This window comes from Paraburkholderia humisilvae (assembly GCF_902859855.1).
GTDB classification, from domain to species: domain Bacteria; phylum Pseudomonadota; class Gammaproteobacteria; order Burkholderiales; family Burkholderiaceae; genus Paraburkholderia; species Paraburkholderia humisilvae.
In genome coordinates this window covers 47,217-66,561 of the sequence record NZ_CADIKH010000032.1, presented here as the reverse complement: position 1 = coordinate 66,561, position 19,345 = coordinate 47,217, and the positions used below count along the sequence as shown (strand labels likewise).

Here is a 19,345-nt window from a genome sequence, read left to right as displayed (position 1 = left end):
CAGTTGGTGTGATAGACCAGCAGAATGTGCCAGAACGCGTCAGACGCGGAAATCCGCCGCCATGTCCTCGTCGCTCCGTGCTTCGAGCTTGCCTGACCGGCACGCCCTCATAAATATATCGTAGTCCTTCTGGTTCTGTAGGGCATAAGCGAAGGCATACTGGGTAAGCGCGTCCGCGAACCGGTTTCCGTTGCCCAGATAGGCCGAGATTTCCACGGCCCTGCCGCTTGCCTTCGCGTGAGCGCGCGCCAGCGCCCAACCGCAGATGCGTGCGTAGCCCTGAAGGATGGTGGTGCTCATGCGCTCGACTTCTGCGGAGATCTTCATGTCACGCAACTGGCGGAAGTAGAACTGTCGCCCAGCGGGGCCCATCGTCCAACCGAGAAACGAGTCACTCGCGGCCTGAAGCAGGCGCTGCCCCGTCACCACACGCTCGCCCTGGTGAGTCGGTCCTGCGCCTTTGAAGTAACGGGAAATCACCGACGCACGCGCTTCCTTGACTTGCAGAAAGAGCGGCTTGCCGTGGCTGTCCACAAGCAATAGCACTAGGCAGAAGGTGCCGACGCTCCCCACGCCGACCACCTTGAATGCGATATCGTGAAGCTCGAACTGAGCGAGCAGTTCGCGTCGTTCCGACGAAAGCGTTTGAAGGTAACCGTCAAAAGCATGGGCGAGTTTGCCTTTCCACTCATCCGTGTCCGACCACTTCCGGTCTTTACCGAGTAGCGAGTTAGGGCCGCTCGGGTGGAACATCGCGGGTGGAGCATCCTGAATGGACCAGCGGCCGTCGGTCAGCACGGCCATCTTGCCCAGCATGTTTTCGTGTGTGCGGCCCGCTGCCTTTTCCATCGCCCGGTTGATCAGCTGGCGCCCTTCAGCCGTGGCGGCAACTTCGATCATCCGTTCGAACGTAACGATCTCGTGCCAGAGCTCGAGCGCGCTGCACTCGGCATACCTGCTCATTCGGTCACGATACTCATGCATAGCCGTCGAGACGATGTCTTCGATCGAATCATGGTGGACACCCATATGCTCGCCAGCGATCGCGAAGCTCGCGGCGAGCCGTTTAACATCCCACTCCCACGGCCCACAGGCGACTTCGTCGAAATCGTTCAGATCGAAAACCAGTTGCCGCTCGGGCGTCGCGAATCCTCCGAAGTTCATCAGGTGGGCATCACCGCAGATGGGGAATGCGATCCCGGAATGCATTGTGCTGGAAAGGTCGTGCGCCTGGAGAATGGCGCTGCCGCGATAGAACGTGAACGGCGAAACGGACATTCGGCCGTAGCGTAGCGGGACCAGTGCCTCGACTCGGCCGGCACTGTTTTCCCGAAGCAGCTGGACGGGATCACGATCGGTATCGCCGATCGCTGCGTGTAGCGAGCGCTTTGCGTGCACCCGGGCATGACGGCCCGCCGCCTGTCGCTCCGCCAAAGTTTGTGTCTCCGCCATTTTGCGCCCCTTTTCTGAGTCATTTGATTGACGCGCGAGCTGTGCGACCGAGCCTCGCAGCACGGGTGTTTGCGGCCATGCCCACATCAACATCGGATGCCAGCTCCAATTCAGTCTAGCACCGATTCTGCATGCTGCTGCGCGATGTTCTTCGCAGGTTTTCAGTCGGAGCGCGCCGACTCTCGGCCATGCCATGCAGTCCAGACGGTCAGCGTTATTCAGATTTTCTGACCCGAGGTGACTTTGGATCGCTTTGATGTACGTTCAACGCAAGCGATTACACTTGTGTTCTTCGACCATGCGTGGACGCTCTGGCTGTATATGAGCCCGCTACCGAGTTTCTTTATCGGAAAATATGCGATCGAGATCAAGTATTCGGTGCTATTCATCTCGTACGCAAATGAAAGGTAACTGCGTTGGACAGACTTTAGTAAAAACGGAGGCGGTACACGTAACATTGCTGGCTCTGCATGGAGCGATGGCGGTTCTCTAAACTCGGTGCATTCATTGCAATTCAGCCATGGCAACGGTCCACACCCGCCCGCATGAACACGGCGAAGTTGCCGATCCACGCCAATGGTCCCGACACATCATGACGCGTGCCCGCTTATCGTGGACGTTGCGTCATTTGATGCTGGTACTAGTGTTCTGCGGTCTGTTGTCTGGCTGTGCGATGGTGACGGTCAGGTCGCTCGGGCCGGAGCAATACATCGCATTGCGACGTGGCGATATTCTGTCGACGGGCCGTCTGAGTACCGCAACACGCGACACGCTGCGCGTCGCAGCACTGGACGAGAACGCGTGCCAGAGAGAACCGCAGCACTGTATCGATGCAATCACGGCCGTCAACGGAATCAATACCGACCGGCGACTCGCGAGTCTGGCCGAGCTGTCTCTACAACTGGCCATCACGCAGACGTCAACGAACAGCGTCGCGTGGAACGATGCACAATTTGATCTGTGGCTCAGAACCGTGCGCTATTCGTATGCTTTTCTGTTTCTCGGCCAGCGCACGGCCGGCGAACGGGCCTTCGAGGATCGCCAGACTCAGGTTCGTGACTACTATAACTATGCGGTCCAGGAGCTGGCCGGCGCGTTGTTCCGGCGCGGCGCGTTCGAGTCGGACCCAAATAGTGGCGACCCCGGCACCCAGTTCATAGCCGGCTGGAGTATCGATCTCGACCTGAGCCGGACCCGGTTGCCGGAAGGCGTGCACGAGCCACGCGAAGTCATTCCCGCCTCCGCGCTCTCGTTCGCGGGACTGCGCAGCATCTACCGCCGCGATGGGCTCGGCGCGGAACTCGTCGCGGTCATGAATGTGCCCTCACCGGACTCCGGTCGAAATTCGGATGTCAACGCAACCGATAGCGCAGACAGCGCACCGCGGGCAACATCCGGGCCAACGCAAGACATCCGCCCGTTCCGCGAAATGCCGTCGCCCAACGTCACCGCGCTGATCTGGTTTAGCCAGGGCACGCTTGAACAGGTGCTCAGCTCGCGTGAAGTGATTCTGTCGGTCTACGACCCCTATCGCGAAGCGAGTATCGAACTGCACGGCCAGACCGTCCCTCTGGCGGCGAACTTCAGCGCCGGCTACGGCATCTGGCTAGCCCGCTCGGGCTTCTCTGGCCAGTCGTTGCGTACGCTCTTCGGGCGCTCGCGCGGCATTGATCGTCCCCGCATTTATATGATGCAGCCTTTCGATCCCGACCGACGGATCGTGTTGATGCTGCACGGTCTTGCGAGTAGCCCGGAAGCATGGGTCAACGTGGCGAACGATATTCTGGGTGACGAAGTGCTCCGCGAGCATTTTCAGGTGTGGCAGGTCTACTATCCGACCAACGTCCCCATTCTGGTCACGCTCGCGCGAATTCGAAGAGCCGTGCAAGAGACGCTCGAACACTTCGATCCTGGCGGCACATCGCCGGCTTCCTGTGGCATGGTTTTGATCGGCCATAGCATGGGCGGCGTGCTGGCAAGATTGCTTGTCTCCACCTCCGACGACGAACTATGGACGGTGTTCAAGGACACGTTCGTGCCGGAAGGCGCCGACATCGATCGCGAGGATGAGCGGCTGAATCGCTTGCTGCGTTTCAGGCCGATGCCCCAAGTCGAGCGGGCCATCTTCATTGCGGCGCCGCACCGGGGCACGCCGTTTGCGAGCAATCGCCTTTCTCGCTGGGTCGCCAATCTTGTGCGCTTGCCGCGCGCGCTTCTGGCTGAAATCGAAGACGTGGTGCAGACTGCGACGAATATCGATCCGCAGGGCAAGACTTTCCACGTTCCGAACAGCATCGAACAACTGCGCGATACCGATCCGATGATCCGTGCGACTGCGCAACTGCCAATCAGCCCCCACGTGTGCTTCCATTCGATCATCGCGAGGCGACGAGCGAACGGGCCACTGGAGGAGTCCGATGATGGCGTGGTTCCGTATCGCAGTGCGCATCTCGCGGGCGCGCTATCCGAGAAGGTGATCGTCGCGGGACACAGCGTCCAGCAGACGCCGGAGGCGATTCTCGAGATCCGGCGGATCTTGCATGAGGATATCGACACGTTCGATGCACGTGGCGAGATCTGCGGCGAGGCAATGCGGGATAGATGACGAACACCGACAATGGATAACCACGGGTCATGCTGAGATTTAATATTTGAACGTTTTTTTCTTCTTCGACCTGTTCCAGCACATGCATCGCAAAGCGCGGGTCAAAGATGCGCAACAGGCTGGGTTTCGGAAACGTTATCGAATGGACGGCAAGCTAAACACATTTTTCGTAAATTTATCCCATAATGATCATCAGTTCTCCGGACGGCATGGGTGGCATGTGCTGCCTTGCAACAACTCAGTTCGCATGACCCGGTGAAGCGAGCGCGAACGCCGCGACGCCGGCGAGTCTCTTCAGCGTGACGACACGCGGTACAGGTGGGGTTGGTCTCTCGATATAGCGCAGTTCCAGGCAAAGCGAGGAAACCGATGGCCGATACCGGACAGAAGATGAGTCGCCTGCAGTTGACGGCGATGGTGGTCGGGGGCATGGTGGGGGCCGGGATCTTTTCCTTGCCGCGCACCTTCGCCAATGCAACGGGTCCAGTCGGCGCAGCCATTGCGTGGATCGTCGCTGGCGTGGGCATGTACACGCTGGCACGGGTATTTCAGGCGCTGGCGGAGCGCAAGCCGCAACTCGACGCCGGCGTGTTTGTCTACGCGAAGGAAGGCTTCGGCGACTACCCCGGCTTCCTTTCGGCCTTCGGGTACTGGATCGGCAGCTGCATCGGCAACGTCTCGTACTGGGTGCTGATCAAGTCCACACTGGGCGCGTTCTTCCCGGTCTTCGGCGACGGCAATACGGTGACGGCGATCGTCGTGGCGTCGATCGGCATCTGGCTGTTTCACTTCCTCATTCTTCGCGGCATCAAGCAGGCCGCGTTCATCAACACCGTCGTGACGTTCGCCAAGGTCGTTCCGATCATGGTGTTCATCGTCATCCTGATCTTCGTGTTCAAGTACGGCACCTTCCGTCTGAATATCGCGTCCGCGGCGCAAGCGGGCGGCCTTCTGCAGCAGGTGCGCGCGACGATGCTGGTCACGGTGTTCGTGTTTATCGGCATCGAAGGCGCGAGCGTGTACTCGCGCTATGCAAAGGAGCGCACGGACGTGGGGCGCGCCACGATCTTCGGCTTCTGTGCGGTGACGGCGCTCATGGTGCTCGTCTCGATGCTGCCGTTCGCCGTGCTGCCGCGCGACGATGTCGCGGGCATGCGGCAGCCGTCGATGGCGGCGGTGCTCGAAAGCGTGGTCGGTCCGTGGGGCGGGATCTTTGTCAGCATCGGCCTGATCGTCTCGGTGCTCGGCGCGTATCTGGCGTGGTCGCTGATCTGCGCGGAAGTGATGTTCGCTGCGGCGCGCAATCAGGATATGCCTGCGGTGTTCGCGCGCGAAAATGCGAACAACGTCCCGGCGAATGCACTGTGGATCACCAACATCGTGGTGCAGATCCTCGTAGCGAGCACCTATTTCTCGCGCGACGCGTTTGCATTGATGCTCAACCTCACCAGTTCGATGTCGCTGATTCCCTATCTGTTCGTCGCGGCCTATGGGTGGATCGTCTCCAACCGCGGTGAGAGTTACGAGGTGCGGCCCGAAGAGCGCAAGCGGGATCTGATCCTGGCGGCGGTCGCGGTGATCTATACGGTATTCATGATCCTTGCTGGCGGCGTGAAATTCATCCTGCTGTCGGCCATCCTCTACGCGCCCGGCACGGTGCTCTATTTCATCGCGCGACGCGAGCGCAAGCTCAAGGTTTTTCAGGGCGTGAGCGACTGGGTGATTTTCATCGTGGCGGCCGTAGCGGCCATCGTGGGCGTCGTGTCACTGGCCACGGGCCTGATGGCGCTCTAATCAGAACGAGCGGAGATCGATATGTCCAAGGCGAAAGGTGGTGAGAAGGGCAAGACAAAGGACGAAAGTGCGTTTGGGGTTTATTCGGAAGTCGGGCAACTCCGCAAGGTGATGGTCTGTGCACCCGGCATCGCGCATTCGCGCCTCACACCGAGCAATTGCGACGAGTTGCTATTCGACGACGTGCTATGGGTCGACAACGCGAAGCGGGACCATTTCGACTTCGTGACAAAAATGCGCGACCGTGGCGTCGAAGTCGTCGAAATGCACAACCTGCTCGCCGAAACGGTTGCGGTGCCCGAGGGCAAGCGGTGGATCATCGATAACCAGATCGTGCCGAATCAGGTTGGGCTGGGCTTCATCGACGAGCTGAAAAGCTATCTGGAAGAGCTCGACAATCGCAAGCTTGCCGAGACATTACTCGGCGGACTTTCGATCTACGATTTCCCGGAAACCCATGGCGGTGCGGCGCTCAAGGTCGTGCGCGAGGCGGCCGGGTCCACTGAATATCTGCTGCCGCCGCTGCCGAACACCTTGTACACGCGTGACACCACGTGCTGGATTTACGGCGGCGTGACGCTCAATTCGCTGTATTGGCCCGCTCGACACGAGGAAACCATCCTCGCCGCGGCGATTTACCGGTTTCATCCGGACTTTGCCGGCAAGGTCAACGTGTGGTGGGGTGACCCCACGCAAGATCACGGGCTGGCGACGCTCGAGGGCGGCGACGTCATGCCGATCGGCAACAAGACCGTGCTGATCGGCATGAGCGAGCGCACCTCGCGCCAGGCGATCAGCCAGCTCGCCGCCACGCTGTTCCAGCGCGACGCGGCTGAGCAAGTGATCGTGGCCGCGATGCCGAAGATCCGTGCGGCCATGCACCTCGATACGGTATTCACGTTTGCCGACCGCGACTGCGTGCTGATCGCGCCGGATTTCCTCGCACGCACCCGCACGTTCACGTACCGGCCCAGCGATCATCCGGCGGGCGTGGAATTGCATCAGGAGAAAAAGTCCTTCGTCGACGTGGTGAGCGCCGCGCTTGGCATCAAGAAGATGCGCGTGGTCGAGGCAGGTGGCAACGATTACCAGCGCGAACGCACGCAGTGGGATAGCGGCGCGAATCTGGTTTGCACATCACCCGGCGTTGTGTTCGCCTACGACCGCAACACGTATACGAACACGCTGCTGCGCAAGGCGGGGATCGAGGTCGTGACCATCGTGGGTGCGGAGCTGGGGCGCGGGCGCGGCGGCGGTCACTGCATGACGTGTCCGATCATTCGCGACGCGGTGGAGATGTAGTGTTACACGCGTAACGGGTACAGCCGCGCGCGCCCGGCTGGGACTGCCGCCGCGCGCGCCGGCAGATTAGCGCGCAGGCAGGCAGCACGCCCAGCGATCCGGAGGAAAACACCAGTGTTTGCCAGGCATGTAACGGGTCGAGCTGGTTCCCTGCGTTCAACCGTGATGCTCTGCGTGTTGGCAGCAGGCGTGTTGCTGGCGGGCTGCCGTAAGAGCGAAGAGACCCCGGTGGAGGAAGTTCGCCCGGTACGCGTCGTCACGATAGAAAAGCAGGCGGCCGGAGCAAATATCGCTTTGACCGGCACCTTGCAGGCACAAGCAGAGATCAATCAATCGTTCCGTATCGACGGGAGGATGATCTCTCGCAACGTCGATGTCGGAGACCGGGTCAAGGCGGGCCAGCTATTGGCGCGTCTTGACCGGATGAACGAGGAGAGCGGCCTGCAGTCCGCGCGGGCGCAACTGGCCGGCGCCGAGGCTCAGGCGCTGGAGGCGCGCACGATGTACGACCGCATGCGCGATCTCCTGGCGGAGCGTGCCGTGTCGCGTGCTTCGTTCGAGCAGGCTGAAGCGATGGCGAAGATCACCCAGTCGCAAGTCGATTCGACGCAGTCTTTGGTGAACATCGCACAGAACCGGTTGAGCTATACCGACTTGGTCTCGGACGTCTCCGGCGTGGTGACGGCGCGTGGTGCCGAACCCGGTGAGGTCGTCCCGGCTGGCCGCATGATTGTCCAGATTGCGCGCGAAGGGGCGATGGATGCCGTGTTCGACGTGCCCGCGGCGATCAAGGACGCCGCACCGGCGAATCCCGAAATCGTCATCACGCTGGCCGGCAATCCGGAGGTTTCCTCTATCGGTAAGGTGCGCGAAGTATCGCCCCGCGCCGATCCGGTTACCGGCACGTTCGCAGTCAGAGTTCAGGTGCTCAATCCTCCGGCAGCCATGCGTCTCGGTAGCACGGTCATCGGCAACATGAAGCTCCAGCGTCCGCCGGCCATCGATGTTCCGTCGAGTGCGTTGATCCAGCCGGGGGGCAAGCCGGCGGTCTGGGTGGTCGATACGAAGACGGGAACGGTTGCGGCGCGCGACGTGGAGCTTCAGGCCTATGGTGAGGACCGCGTGCAGATATCGCGAGGGTTGGCTCCGGGCGACGTGGTCGTGACGGCCGGCGCGCAGGCATTGCGGCCGGGGCAGAAAATTCACTGGACCGAGGCTCCCAGGTGATCGGCCCGAATCTTTCAGAGTGGGCGCTTTCAAAGCGCTCGCTGGTAGTGTTCCTGATGATCGCCGCTCTCGTGGCGGGAACGTTGTCATTTCTCGGGCTGGGGCGTGCGGAAGATCCGGTCTTTACGTTCCGCACCATGGTCGTCGCCGCCGGGTGGCCGGGAGCGACGGTCGACGACACGCTCTCGCAAGTGACCGAGCGCCTTGAGCGCACGTTGCAGGAGACCCGTCACCTGGACCGGATACGCAGCTACACAACGGCAGGCCAAACGACGATCTTTGTGGATCTGCTGCAGTCGACCCCTCCTTCCGAAGTCCAGGACATCTGGTATCAGGTTCGCAAGAACGTCGGCGATATGCGGCAAACGCTGCCGGCCGGGACGGTCGGGCCGTTCTTCAATGATGATTTTGGTGACACGTACGGCATCATCTACGGGTTCACGTCCGATGGTTACAGCCTGCGCGAGTTGCGCGATCGCGTCGAAGCGATTCGCTCACGGTTGCTGCTGGTGCCGGACGTCTCGAAGATCGACGTGCTGGGCGCGCAGGACGAACAGATCTACATCGAGTTCTCGACCAGCCGTCTGGCCGGCCTGCGTCTGGACTACCCGACCATCGTCGGTGCATTGCGGGCGCAAAACGTGATCATGCCGACCGGTGTTTTGCAAACCGGACAGGAGCGGGTGTTCTTCAGGGTGACCGGCGCCTTCGATTCCGAACGCGACATCGAGGATGTCAATCTGGTGTTGGGCGGGCGCATTATTCGCCTCGGCAATATCGCGACCGTGAGACGCGGTTTCGCCGACCCGCCGCAACCGATGTTCCGCGTCAATGGCAAGCCGGCGATCGGTCTGGCGATCGCGATGCGCGCTTCAGGCGATATCCTGGCGCTCGGCCGTAACCTGAAGGCCGAGATGGCCGATATCACCGCGAACCTGCCTGCCGGCATCGAGCCGATTCTGGTCGCCAATCAGGCGGATACAGTCGACGTCGCGATTAACGATTTCATGGCGTCCCTCTGGCAGGCCATCATTATCATCCTGGTGTGCAGCTTCGTGAGTCTGGGCATCCGGCCGGGGACGGTGGTCGCGCTATCGATTCCGGTGACGCTGGCGATCGTGTTTGCGATCATGGACCTTGTGCACATCGACCTGCACCGGGTGTCGCTGGGTGCGTTGATCATCGCGTTGACGCTGCTGGTTGACGACGCGATGACCACGGTCGACGCGATGATCAACCGCCTCGCCGCCGGTGACAGCAAGGACCAGGCGGCGACCTATGCTTACCGGACCCTGGCTGCGCCGATGCTGATCGGCACGCTGGTGTCGATTTCCAGTTTCGTGCCGATTGGTTTCGCAAAGAGTTCGGCCGGCGAGTACACGTTTTCGATCTTCGCCGTGGTCGCGATCGCCCTGCTTGTCTCGTGGTTCGGCGCGGTGATTTTCTCGCCGCTTGTCGGACGGGCGATCCTGAAGGCCCCCAAGGCAAGCAAGGAGCCGAAGAAGCCCGGCAAGATGCTGATGGGCTATGACCGCTTCCTGCGCGGCGCGCTGCGCTTGAGGTGGCTCACGATTGCGGTGACGCTGCTGGCATTCGTGGTGTCGATCTTGCTGGTCAGATTTGTGCCACGGCAGTTCTTCCCCGCGTCCGATCGGCCTGAATTGACGGTGGATCTGACGTTGCGCCAGAACGCTTCGATCCATGCCACCGAGTCTCAGGTCAAGCAGATCGAAGCCATTCTGAAAAGCGATGCCGATGTCGACCACATCAGCAGCTATGTGGGCCGAGGCGCGGTACGCTTTATTCTTACCTTGAATGTCCAGCTACCGAATCCATTTTTTGCCCAGATCATCGTGGTTGCCAAAAGTCTTGAGGCACGCGACCGATTGCAGTTGAAACTGGAGAAAATCCTGGCCGACCAGTTTCCGGGCATCGTTGCACGCGTGTCTCCACTGGAACTGGGGCCGCCGGTCGGTTGGCCGCTGCAATATCGCGTTTCGGGCTTTGATCCGGCACAAGTGCGCAGGATCGCACTCGATCTGGCCGGTATCGTGGGGGCGGACGAGCGGACCCGCCATGTGAACTTCGACTGGATGGAGCCCGCCCGGCAGATCCGGATTCATATCGACCAGGATGAAGCGCGCCAGCTCGGTGTCAGTTCCGCCGCGCTGGCGGGCATCATGAACACCATCATTACCGGCACGCCCATCACGCAGATCCGCGACGACATCTACCTGATCAACGTTATCGCGCGGGCCGCGGATGAGAAGGCGATGACAGTCCAGACGCTGAGTACGTTGCAGGTGCCTACACCGAGCGGTCGGATGGTTGCACTCAGTCAGTTCGCGACGTTTACGGAGGAACAGGAATCGCCATTGATCTGGCGACGCAACCGCATACCGACGCTCACGGTGCGCGCTGACGTGATGCATGGCGCGCTGCCTGACGAAGTCGTCGCAACCCTGGCGCCGAAGATCACCGCGTTCAACGCGAAGCTGCCCAAGGGCTATCACATCGCGACCGGCGGCATCTTCGAGGAAAGCGCGATTTCGCAGCAGTCGGTGTTTGCCGTCGTTCCCCTGATGATCGTGCTGATGCTGACGAGCATGATGGTGCTGCTGGTGAGTTTCAAACGGCTGGCGATGGTGGTGTCGGTGATGCCGTTGGGCCTGATAGGCGTTGTGCTGGCCTTGCTGGTGTTCAACCGGCCGCTTGGCTTCGTCGCCATTCTGGGCATTCTCGCGCTGATCGGCATGATCGCGAAGAACGGGCTGATCCTGATCGTGCAGATCGAGACCTTTCGCGACGAGGGCATGGGTGTGCTGGAGGCGGTGGTCGCGTCGGGGACCTCGCGCATACGGCCGATGATGTTGACGTCGATTTCGACCGTGCTCGGGCTGATCCCGATCGCGCCAACGGTGTTCTGGGGTGCGATGGCCTTCGCGATCATGGGAGGGCTGCTGGTGGCGACGCTGTTGACGCTGGTGTTTCTGCCCGCCCTCTACATGGTGGTGTTCGGCAAGGAAGAGCGGCGTGCGTTGCAGCCTTCGGGAACCGGCGGTGGCCCGCAGTAAGCCGCGGCCCGATTCCATCCGGCAGACGCTCACCGTGTTCGCGATCGCCGGGCTTTCGCTAGAGGAGGCGTGCACGGCCGTCGGAGAATCTGGAGTACGTGATGAGAACGCTGACGCTTGCTGCGATACTGGTCGCCACGACCGCTTGCGTGGCGGGCTGCATTGCCGTGGGACCCGATTACAGCCGCCCCGAGGTGCAGGTGCCCGCAACGTGGCGGATCGATTTGCCCCAGGCTGAAGAGGTCGCGAACACGACATGGTGGGAGCAGTTTGACGATCCCGTGTTAAACGACCTGATTCAAACCGGACTGCGCGACAATCTGGACGTGCGCGTCGCGGCCGCGCGCGTCGACCAGTTCATCGGCTTGCTGCGTTCCGCGCGCTCACAGGGCCTCCCGCAGATCAACTATGGCGCCAATGTGAGCCGCAACCGGACCAGCGAGGTCGGGATGCCACCGCTATCGCCCGCGCTCGATCCCGTATTCAATCTCTATCAGGGCGCGTTGTCCGCTTCGTGGCAGATCGATCTGTTCGGTCGGGTCAGGCGCCTGACTGAAGCGGCGCAGGCGCAGGTGTACGCCAGCGAGCAGGCCCAGCGAGGCGTCGTACTTTCCCTCGTGACGGGTGTCGCGACCAGCTATATCACGTTGCGCGGACTCGATCGGCAACTCGAAGTGTCTCAAGCCACCGCGCACAACTTCGGCGAAACACTGCGTATCTTCGAATTGCGCTACCGGAAAGGCCTCGTCTCCGAAACGGAGCTTTCGCAGGTGCGCTCGCAATACAAGCTCGCGCAATCGACCATTCCTGCCGTCGAGCAGCAGATTGCAGTTGTGGAAAACGGCATTTCCATCCTGCTTGGGCATAATCCCGGGCCGATTCCACGAGGAAAGTCGATCAGCGAACTGGTGGTTCCCGTGGTACCGGCCGATCTGCCTTCGACGTTACTGGAGCGGCGCCCCGATATCCTGCAGGCCGAACAGAATCTGATCGCGGCCAATGCGAATGTGGGCGCCACGCGCGCGCTTTACTATCCGACCATCTCGTTGACCGGCGCATTGGGCTCGGTCAGCACCGCCTTCGGCGATTTCCTCTCCGGACCGGCTGCGCTTTGGTCGATTGGGGCGGGTCTGAGCGGGCCGATCTTCACTTCAGGCGCCATTGGTGGCCAGGTCCAGTCGGCCGAGGCCCAAAAGCGCCAGGCACAACTGATTTATCAGCAAACCATCCTGGGCGCGTTCAACGATACCAACGACGCGCTGGTGGGCTCGCTTAAGACCACCGAGCAGACTGCCCGTCAGCAGGAGCGCGTCGATGCGTTGCGTGAATATGCGAGGCTCTCCAGCCTCAAATTCGAAGACGGCTTGATTGGCTATATCGACGTACTGGTATCCGAGAACGACCTGTTCTCCGTTGAACTTTCCCTCGCCAGTTTTCAGGCCGCACGCTTTAACCAGGTGATCAGCGTGTATCAGGCGATGGGCGGCGGTTGGGTGGATATTGCCGATTCGCTGACCCCGGTGTCTCTGAGTGAAGAGCACAAAGGAAATTCCGTGCAGGGCAAATGAAATCAGCAAGCAGCGCAGAGCGCGGCGCCTTCATGCTGGTACGCGCTTGAGTCGCTGGCGGAAGCAAAACGTAAGCTCGGGGCCTGGCGCGCGAGCTACGAAGCGGCGTGGTTCGACGTTGATAGCAGCGACCTAGCGGTAAATCAACACGAAGCAGTTTGACGAATACGACTTCCACACATACAACTCCAATGTTCGTCCTTCTTCGCAGGGCATGAACTCATGTGGAGGTGTCGTCATGACGGAGTCTGCCGATTTCCGGAGCAAAAAGTTAGTGCTCAATCACGGAGGCGGCCACATGCCCGCACTCGGATTTGGCACGCTGATTCCCGACGCAGAGACGACGAGCCGTGCGACCCGAGACGCACTGGCAGCCGGCTATCGTCATATCGATTGTGCTGAGCGTTACCGGAATGAACGTGAGGTGGGCGAGGCCATGCGGGCAGGGCTCGCGGCTGAAGGAATCGCGCGCGAAGACCTCTTTGTGACCACCAAAATGTGGAACAACAATCATCGGCCCGAGCGTGTCGAACGTGCTTTCGAGGCGAGTCGCGACAGGCTTGGGCTCGACTATCTGGACCTTTACCTTATCCACACGCCGTTTGCATTTGAGCCCGGGGATGAACAGGATCCGCACGATGAAGCGGGCAATGTCATCTACGATGAAGGCGTGACGCTACTCGACACATGGCGCGCGATGGAAGATCTCGTCGACCATGGCAGATGCCGTGCGATCGGACTCTCTGACATTCTCCTTGACGAGTTGCAGCCGCTCTACGAATCGGCACGAATCAAGCCCGCAGTGGTGCAGGTCGAAGCCCATCCGTATCTTCCAGAAGCGGAACTGCTGGAATTCTGCAAGAAGAATGAGATTGTATTTCTGGCCTACGCGCCGCTGGGTCACGGAATCAGGCCGGGGCCGCTTGAGGACCCCGTTATCTCGCGGATTGCCGTGCGAATTGGAAAAACGCCAGCCCAGGTACTGCTCGCGTGGGCGGTGCAACGCGGCGGCGCTTTGCTGACGACCCCAAAGAGCGCGGCCCGTGCGCGGGAGAACTTCGACATCGCTGCACTTCCCGTCGATGCGTTTGACGAGATTAACCGGATCGAGACGAGGCACAGGTTCAACCAGGTCGTCAACACCGGAAGCGGCGGCTTTCTCACGCAACGTGAGTGACATTCAAACGTGGGTCTTATCCGGAGGTAACCGATGCAAGACGAAACAATCCGTGAAGCCCTGAGCGCACACTGGCATGCATCGGCAACCGGCGATCTCGACGCGGAGCACGACATCTACGATGACGATGCCATCTGTGATTACCCTCAATCAGGTGAACGAATCCTCGGACGAAGCAACTTGCAGGCATTGCGGGGTCATCATCCGGATAAGCCATCCGGTTTTGATGTCAGGCGAATTCAAGGAGAAGGCAATCTGTGGGTGACGGAATACACGATTGCCTATCAAGGACGACCGACACGCGTGGTGAGCATCATGGAGTTTCGCAACGGCAAGGTCGTTCACGAGACGCAGTACTTTTCAGATTCGTTTGATGCACCCGATTGGCGGAAGCAATGGGTTCAGCCGATCACTGACGTCGGGCGATGAAAGCGGCCTGGTGGCCAGAAATATGCACGAGATGTCCCCGAACCGCCGCAGCTAGAGGCTCAGTGCAGAACCATAAAACCTAAACTGGTTCTCGTAAGCGGTGACAGGATTCACGATCCGCAGGGCAGTTTTCCTTAATCTGGCGCGGGTCCTCATGGACTACCTGAAGAGGACCGACGCGTGGCCAGTCACGTCGCGCTCGCCATCAAGTGGGCGTTGCGCACGCTCGCTTGACGATGCGTCGCGCGGTCGGCGACGGACGGCACTGCGGCAGCGCCCGCCTTTCCTCGAGGAGGAATGTATGAACGAAGCAAATCACGGCGCCGCGCGCGTGCGCGAGCTGAGTCATTTCATCGACGGTCAACATGCCGCGGGCACGAGCGGCCGGTTCAACGACGTATTCGACCCTGCGCAAGGCCAGGTCACGGCCCGTGTGCCGGTCGCGAACACAAGCGAAGTCGGCGTTGCTGTTGCCGCCGCAAAAACCGCGTTTGCGACGTGGAGCGAGACCCCGCCGCTCAAGCGAGCGCGTTTGATGTTCAAGTTCAAGGAACTGCTCGAGGCGCATTCGGACGAACTCGCGGAACTGATTACCCGTGATCACGGAAAACTGTTTTCGGACGCGAAGGGCGAGGTGGTGCGCGGCATCGAGATCGTCGAATTCGCATGCGGTATTCCGAACCTGCTCAAGACCGATTTCACCGATCAGACGAGCGGTGGCATGGACAGCTGGAATCTGCGTCAGCCGCTCGGCGTTGCCGCGGGCGTGACGCCTTTCAACTTCCCGATGGTGGTGCCGTGCTGGATGTTCGTGATGGCGGCCGCAACCGGCAACACGTTCATACTCAAGCCCTCGGAGCGCACGCCGTCGGCTTCGATCCGGCTTGCCGAACTGTTCATCGAAGCAGGTTTTCCCAAAGGAGTTTTCAATGTCGTGCACGGCGACAAGAGCACCGTCGATGCATTGATCGATCACCCCGATGTGGCCGCGATATCGGTGGTCGGTTCGACGCCGGTCGCGGAATACATCTATAGAGAAAGCGCGAAACGCGGCAAGCGCGTGCAGGCATTGGGCAGTGCGAAGAACCATCTGGTGGTCATGCCCGACGCGAATCTCAATCAGGCTGTCGATGCGCTGATCAACTCGGCGTACGGCTCGGCCGGCGAGCGCTGCATGGCGACCTCGGTCGCGGTGGCGGTGGGGCGCATCGCTGATGATTTGATAGAACGGCTAATGCCGCGCGTGCGTTCGCTCAGGATCGGTGGCGGAATGGAGCCCGATCTGGACATGGGACCGCTCATCAGCGCCGCGCATCGAGCCAAGGTGACCGGTTATATCGAAGCCGGGGTCGCGGCGGGCGCGAGGCTCGTCGTCGATGGTCGCGGCCATGCGGTGCGCGGCCATGAAGAGGGCTTCTTCCTCGGCGGCTCGCTCTTTGACGACGTGAAGCCCGATATGAGCATCTACCGTGAAGAGATTTTCGGGCCGGTGCTGTCGGTGGTTCGCGTACCGGATCTGGCAAGCGCGATCGCACTCGTCAACGCGCACGAACTGGGCAACTGTGTGTCGCTTTTCACTGCGGACGGCGGCACGGCGCGCACGTTTACGCGGCAGATTCAGGCGGGCATGGTGGGCATCAATGTGCCGAGTCCCGTGCCGGCGGCGTGGCATTCGTTTGGAGGATGGAAGCGATCTCTGTTCGGCGATCACCACGCGCACGGAGAGGAAGCGGTGCGGTTTTACACGCACTACAAGAGCGTGATGCAGCGTTGGCCGGACAGCGAAGACAAAGGGGCTGAGTTTGCGATGCCTCACGCGAGCTAACAGACTCGCCGGCCTCGTATTGTTTTTTCCTGCATTAAGGCCAGGCCCATCCGTGTTGCCTCGTCATCACGATCAAGGCGCGGAACGGGCGGTCCTGGCAACCGATTCTGGCAACCGCTTAGTCTGAGTGCCTGGCGGGATGAAGTCCCCGCCAGCGCAGTCAACAAGATGCATCAAGGCGATTTACGCCGACTCAGGCGGTCGCTTGTCGTTACCCTCCAGTATTCTCTTTCTCGTCGCTGCTGATTGACGACGGAGCTCCGCCATTCTTCGTGACAGTGCCGGTACGGGTCGCAACTTCGCCGTCGGGCGAATATCCATAGTTCACGGTCAGCGCACGGGCCAGGCCGCCAGTCGAAGGGCTAGCCTGTTCGTCATAAGTGAACTGCGCAAGGCGCCCCCTCGCGTCGTACACCATGCGCGTGCTGCGATAGTTGCCTGACTGCCACGTAACACGATGGGATGCATCCCGGTCCTGATTGCCGAACATCCATCGCGAGACATTGTTCTGTGCGGTATTAAGATTCCCGATGTGGTCGTAGAAGTAAAACCAGTCTTCGGTCAACGCTCCGTTGACATAGACCCTCGCCCGGGATACCCGGTTGAGCGAGTCATATGCAACGCCAGTGGTCCGTTGCTGCTGGCCGTCCCACAATGCGTCGAAGCCATGCTCTCCGGTCGGATCGGTCGTGTTGCGTTCGCTGTAGCCACTCAGATTGCCGTTCGCGTCGTACACGAACGCGCGCAACTTGCCCGGCGACGCGATCATCGCTGGACGCACACCGTCCGCATCGACGTAGCGCATCGAGATGACACGTGTCGCGGAAGGCCCCTTTATGACGACTCGGACAGGACGCCCCGTTCCGTCATAGCTGTACTCGCGCGTGCCGTCGCTCGCGGTGGTGTCCTTGAGCAGATTCCCTGAAGCGTCCCAGACCGACGCCGTGGTAGCGGTCGACGAACTGCTTCCGGTCGGTCGCAGCATGCCGCCAATCGACGAAAAGCTGAGCCGTGTGGTCTGGCGACTGTCAATGACATCCGTTGTGCCATTGCCATAGGCGAACTGCACATTGCGGGTCGTGTCCGGATGACTGACCGCCGTCGCGCGCCCCTCACTGTCATAACTCCAGGTCGCAATGCGTGAACCGGTTTCGTCAAACTCGCCGGTTATCGCATTCTTGAATCGTGCATCTTCATAGACATACCGCCTGGTATAGCCGTCAGGCTAACTGACAGAAACGAGATTGCTGTTAGCGTCATAGCCGTACTGCGTCAGACCACCTGTCGGGTCGGTCAATCGCGCAAGCCGGCCCTTGTCGTCATAGTCGAAGCGCAGTACCAGATCGAACTTCGCGAGCGCATCGTCACTGTGCTGCGTGATCGCCGTGAGCCGGCCCGCACCGTCATACGCGAGCGTTCGCGTGAAACCGGTCCCCGTGCGTTCCGACAGCAAAACACCTTGTGCGGAATAGGTCTCGGTGATCTCGGTGAAGAGGTCGGTCAGCGTCCAGCCTGAACCGCTCTGCACAAGTGAGAGCCCCGTGAACGCCGTTGTGCGCCAGGTGCCGGCCGACCCGTTGAACGTGACGGGCTCGCCGTTCTCACGAAAAGCGATGATCTTTGATGAACCACCACTATTCGCGCTTGCAAGGTCCACGCTGCGCTGCCAGTTATGTACCCACGCCGCACCTATCGCGATCGCGGAACTGCCCATTGACTTCGATCGGTAGGTCCGTGTGAACAGCAGGGGAATGTCATCGCCACTGACAAAATCCGTCTTGGTAAGCGTGACCGCGCCACTGCCCGGATAAACCGGGTCGGCCACCGGACAGCTCTGTTCCGGTTCCGATGCTTGCGCGTTGCCGCCACAATACGACTGTAATATCGACCCGCCGCACGCATAGGGAACCCATGCCGTAGATGCCGCCGTTGGCGGCGTTCCGGAGGCACAACGGTGCGCCCGGTACGGCCCCTGCCTTTGCAAAGAGCGTATGACAATACGCGACAAACTCGTCTAACGATTCAGCCTTTGCGGCGAACGCTACGAATAGCAGCATGAATGCGGCCAGCAGGCGAACCGCCATGCCTGCCAAACCGCCATAGGGTTTCCGGTGTGTCATTTCGCTCCTTTGATTGTTTGTCTTGCGGCAGCGCAAACTGTCAACCAGGGCGAAATAATGCGAAATATGAAAACTCTTAAATTTACGTGGACGTGTGATCGGATGCTCAGCACTGCCGGAGTAGTTCACCGACGTCGTAGGGGAGCGCACACGCACTGTCAGATATTCCTCTCGAAGCCGACATGAGATCGGGCGGTGACCTGACGCCGCACGGCCTTTAAGAAGCGCTACAAAATGAATTCTTCAGTGTTCGCCAGCAGATGATGCAGCAGGCGATTTTCATGCAGGCCTCATGGATGAACGCGAGACGTTCGAAGCGGATGCGCAGTCGTCGAAAGTTGTGAAGCCACGAGATGGTTCGCTCGACGACCCAGCGGGTTTTACCCAGCCCGCAGCTGTGAGGCTGGCCACGTCGGGCGATTTCAGTGGCGATGCCGGCCGCGCTTGCCGCCGATGGGCGGGATGGCGTCGACCAGGGCGTGTAACTGGGTGACGTCATGGCGATTCGCGCCCGTCAGGATCACCGCGAGCGGGATGCTCCGCGCTTCGGTGATGAGATGGTGCTTTGAACCAGGTCGCGCGCGGCCGGTGGGATTGGGTCCCGTTTTTGACCCGCGCCCACCGCACGAATTGAAGAGGAATCGACGAAAACTTGGGACCAGTCGATCTGGTCGGCTGCACGCAGGTGCGCAAGCAGAACTCGTGCAGCCGGTCCCACACGCGGGCGGCTTGCCAGTCGCGCAGGCGGCACCAGCAACGGTTCGATCAGTGC

The 19,345-nt window shown here is 60.6% G+C and carries 13 protein-coding genes and 1 pseudogene; 9 read left to right on the top strand and 5 right to left on the bottom strand.

The features are described from left to right. Positions 1-39: 39 nt before the first annotated feature. Positions 40-1,452: a DUF2252 domain-containing protein gene (locus tag HV796_RS27370; RefSeq protein ID WP_175229625.1), complete on the bottom strand. Its 1,413-nt coding sequence runs from the start codon at positions 1,450-1,452 to the stop codon at positions 40-42. A 631-nt stretch (positions 1,453-2,083) separates the two neighbouring features. Between HV796_RS27370 and HV796_RS27365 the strand changes: the two genes are divergently transcribed. The 9 genes from HV796_RS27365 to HV796_RS27325 all read left to right on the top strand — a co-directional run bounded on the left by HV796_RS27365 (position 2,084) and on the right by HV796_RS27325 (position 16,453). Next, entirely contained in the window at positions 2,084-4,057 is a 1,974-nt protein-coding gene (locus HV796_RS27365) for an esterase/lipase family protein (protein ID WP_246356067.1), read from the top strand. A gap of 369 nt (positions 4,058-4,426) precedes the next feature. Further along, entirely contained in the window at positions 4,427-5,851 is a 1,425-nt protein-coding gene (locus tag HV796_RS27360) for a basic amino acid/polyamine antiporter (protein WP_175229623.1), read from the top strand. 21 nt (positions 5,852-5,872) lie between these two features. Beyond that, positions 5,873-7,153: an arginine deiminase gene (arcA, locus tag HV796_RS27355; protein ID WP_175229622.1), complete on the top strand. Its 1,281-nt coding sequence runs from the start codon at positions 5,873-5,875 to the stop codon at positions 7,151-7,153. Between the two features lie 165 nt (positions 7,154-7,318). Then, positions 7,319-8,380, top strand: coding sequence for an efflux RND transporter periplasmic adaptor subunit (locus tag HV796_RS27350; RefSeq protein ID WP_175229646.1), 1,062 nt, complete (start codon positions 7,319-7,321; stop codon positions 8,378-8,380). Beyond that, positions 8,377-11,454, top strand: a complete 3,078-nt coding sequence (locus HV796_RS27345) for an efflux RND transporter permease subunit (protein WP_175229621.1) — start codon at positions 8,377-8,379, stop codon at positions 11,452-11,454. Before HV796_RS27350 ends, HV796_RS27345 begins: the two co-directional genes overlap by 4 nt. A gap of 101 nt (positions 11,455-11,555) precedes the next feature. Then, a complete protein-coding gene (locus tag HV796_RS27340) occupies positions 11,556-13,022 on the top strand; it encodes an efflux transporter outer membrane subunit (protein WP_175229620.1) in 1,467 nt (488 codons plus the stop codon). A gap of 238 nt (positions 13,023-13,260) precedes the next feature. After that, on the top strand, positions 13,261-14,199 hold the full coding sequence (locus HV796_RS27335; RefSeq protein WP_175229619.1) for an aldo/keto reductase: 939 nt from the start codon (positions 13,261-13,263) through the stop codon (positions 14,197-14,199). A 33-nt stretch (positions 14,200-14,232) separates the two neighbouring features. Next, the gene (locus tag HV796_RS27330) at positions 14,233-14,628 is read left to right on the top strand and encodes a nuclear transport factor 2 family protein (RefSeq protein ID WP_175229618.1); all 396 of its coding nucleotides are present in this window, start codon (positions 14,233-14,235) and stop codon (positions 14,626-14,628) included. Between the two features lie 301 nt (positions 14,629-14,929). Continuing rightward, a complete protein-coding gene (locus HV796_RS27325) occupies positions 14,930-16,453 on the top strand; it encodes a CoA-acylating methylmalonate-semialdehyde dehydrogenase (protein ID WP_175229617.1) in 1,524 nt (507 codons plus the stop codon). A gap of 211 nt (positions 16,454-16,664) precedes the next feature. On the opposite strand, the gene HV796_RS27320 is transcribed toward HV796_RS27325, so the two are convergent. From HV796_RS27320 to HV796_RS27305, 4 genes and pseudogenes are all read right to left on the bottom strand, one after another. Next, a complete protein-coding gene (locus tag HV796_RS27320) occupies positions 16,665-17,522 on the bottom strand; it encodes an RHS repeat protein (protein ID WP_175229616.1) in 858 nt (285 codons plus the stop codon). Positions 17,523-17,678: 156 nt separating this feature from the next. Beyond that, a complete protein-coding gene (locus tag HV796_RS27315) occupies positions 17,679-18,278 on the bottom strand; it encodes an RHS repeat domain-containing protein (protein ID WP_246356066.1) in 600 nt (199 codons plus the stop codon). Further along, entirely contained in the window at positions 18,208-18,702 is a 495-nt protein-coding gene (locus tag HV796_RS27310) for a hypothetical protein (RefSeq protein ID WP_175229615.1), read from the bottom strand. The genes HV796_RS27315 and HV796_RS27310 overlap by 71 nt, the downstream gene beginning before the upstream one ends. Before the next feature lie 88 nt (positions 18,703-18,790). Next, positions 18,791-19,329 (bottom strand): annotated as a pseudogene (locus HV796_RS27305) (transposase); the annotation flags it as partial. Between the last annotated feature and the right edge of the window lie 16 nt (positions 19,330-19,345).

Excerpts from the sequence above, each read along its gene's own strand:
- HV796_RS27340 (WP_175229620.1), top strand. The coding sequence starts at position 11,556 with ATGAGAACGCTGACGCTTGCTGCGATACTGGTCGCCACGACCGCTTGC.
- HV796_RS27360 (WP_175229623.1), top strand. The coding sequence starts at position 4,427 with ATGGCCGATACCGGACAGAAGATGAGTCGCCTGCAGTTGACGGCGATG.
- HV796_RS27370 (WP_175229625.1), bottom strand. The coding sequence starts at position 1,452 with ATGGCGGAGACACAAACTTTGGCGGAGCGACAGGCGGCGGGCCGTCAT.
- HV796_RS27365 (WP_246356067.1), top strand. The coding sequence starts at position 2,084 with ATGCTGGTACTAGTGTTCTGCGGTCTGTTGTCTGGCTGTGCGATGGTG.
- HV796_RS27335 (WP_175229619.1), top strand. The coding sequence starts at position 13,261 with ATGACGGAGTCTGCCGATTTCCGGAGCAAAAAGTTAGTGCTCAATCAC.
- HV796_RS27330 (WP_175229618.1), top strand. The coding sequence starts at position 14,233 with ATGCAAGACGAAACAATCCGTGAAGCCCTGAGCGCACACTGGCATGCA.
- HV796_RS27325 (WP_175229617.1), top strand. The coding sequence starts at position 14,930 with ATGAACGAAGCAAATCACGGCGCCGCGCGCGTGCGCGAGCTGAGTCAT.
- arcA (WP_175229622.1), top strand. The coding sequence starts at position 5,873 with ATGTCCAAGGCGAAAGGTGGTGAGAAGGGCAAGACAAAGGACGAAAGT.
- HV796_RS27350 (WP_175229646.1), top strand. The coding sequence starts at position 7,319 with ATGCTCTGCGTGTTGGCAGCAGGCGTGTTGCTGGCGGGCTGCCGTAAG.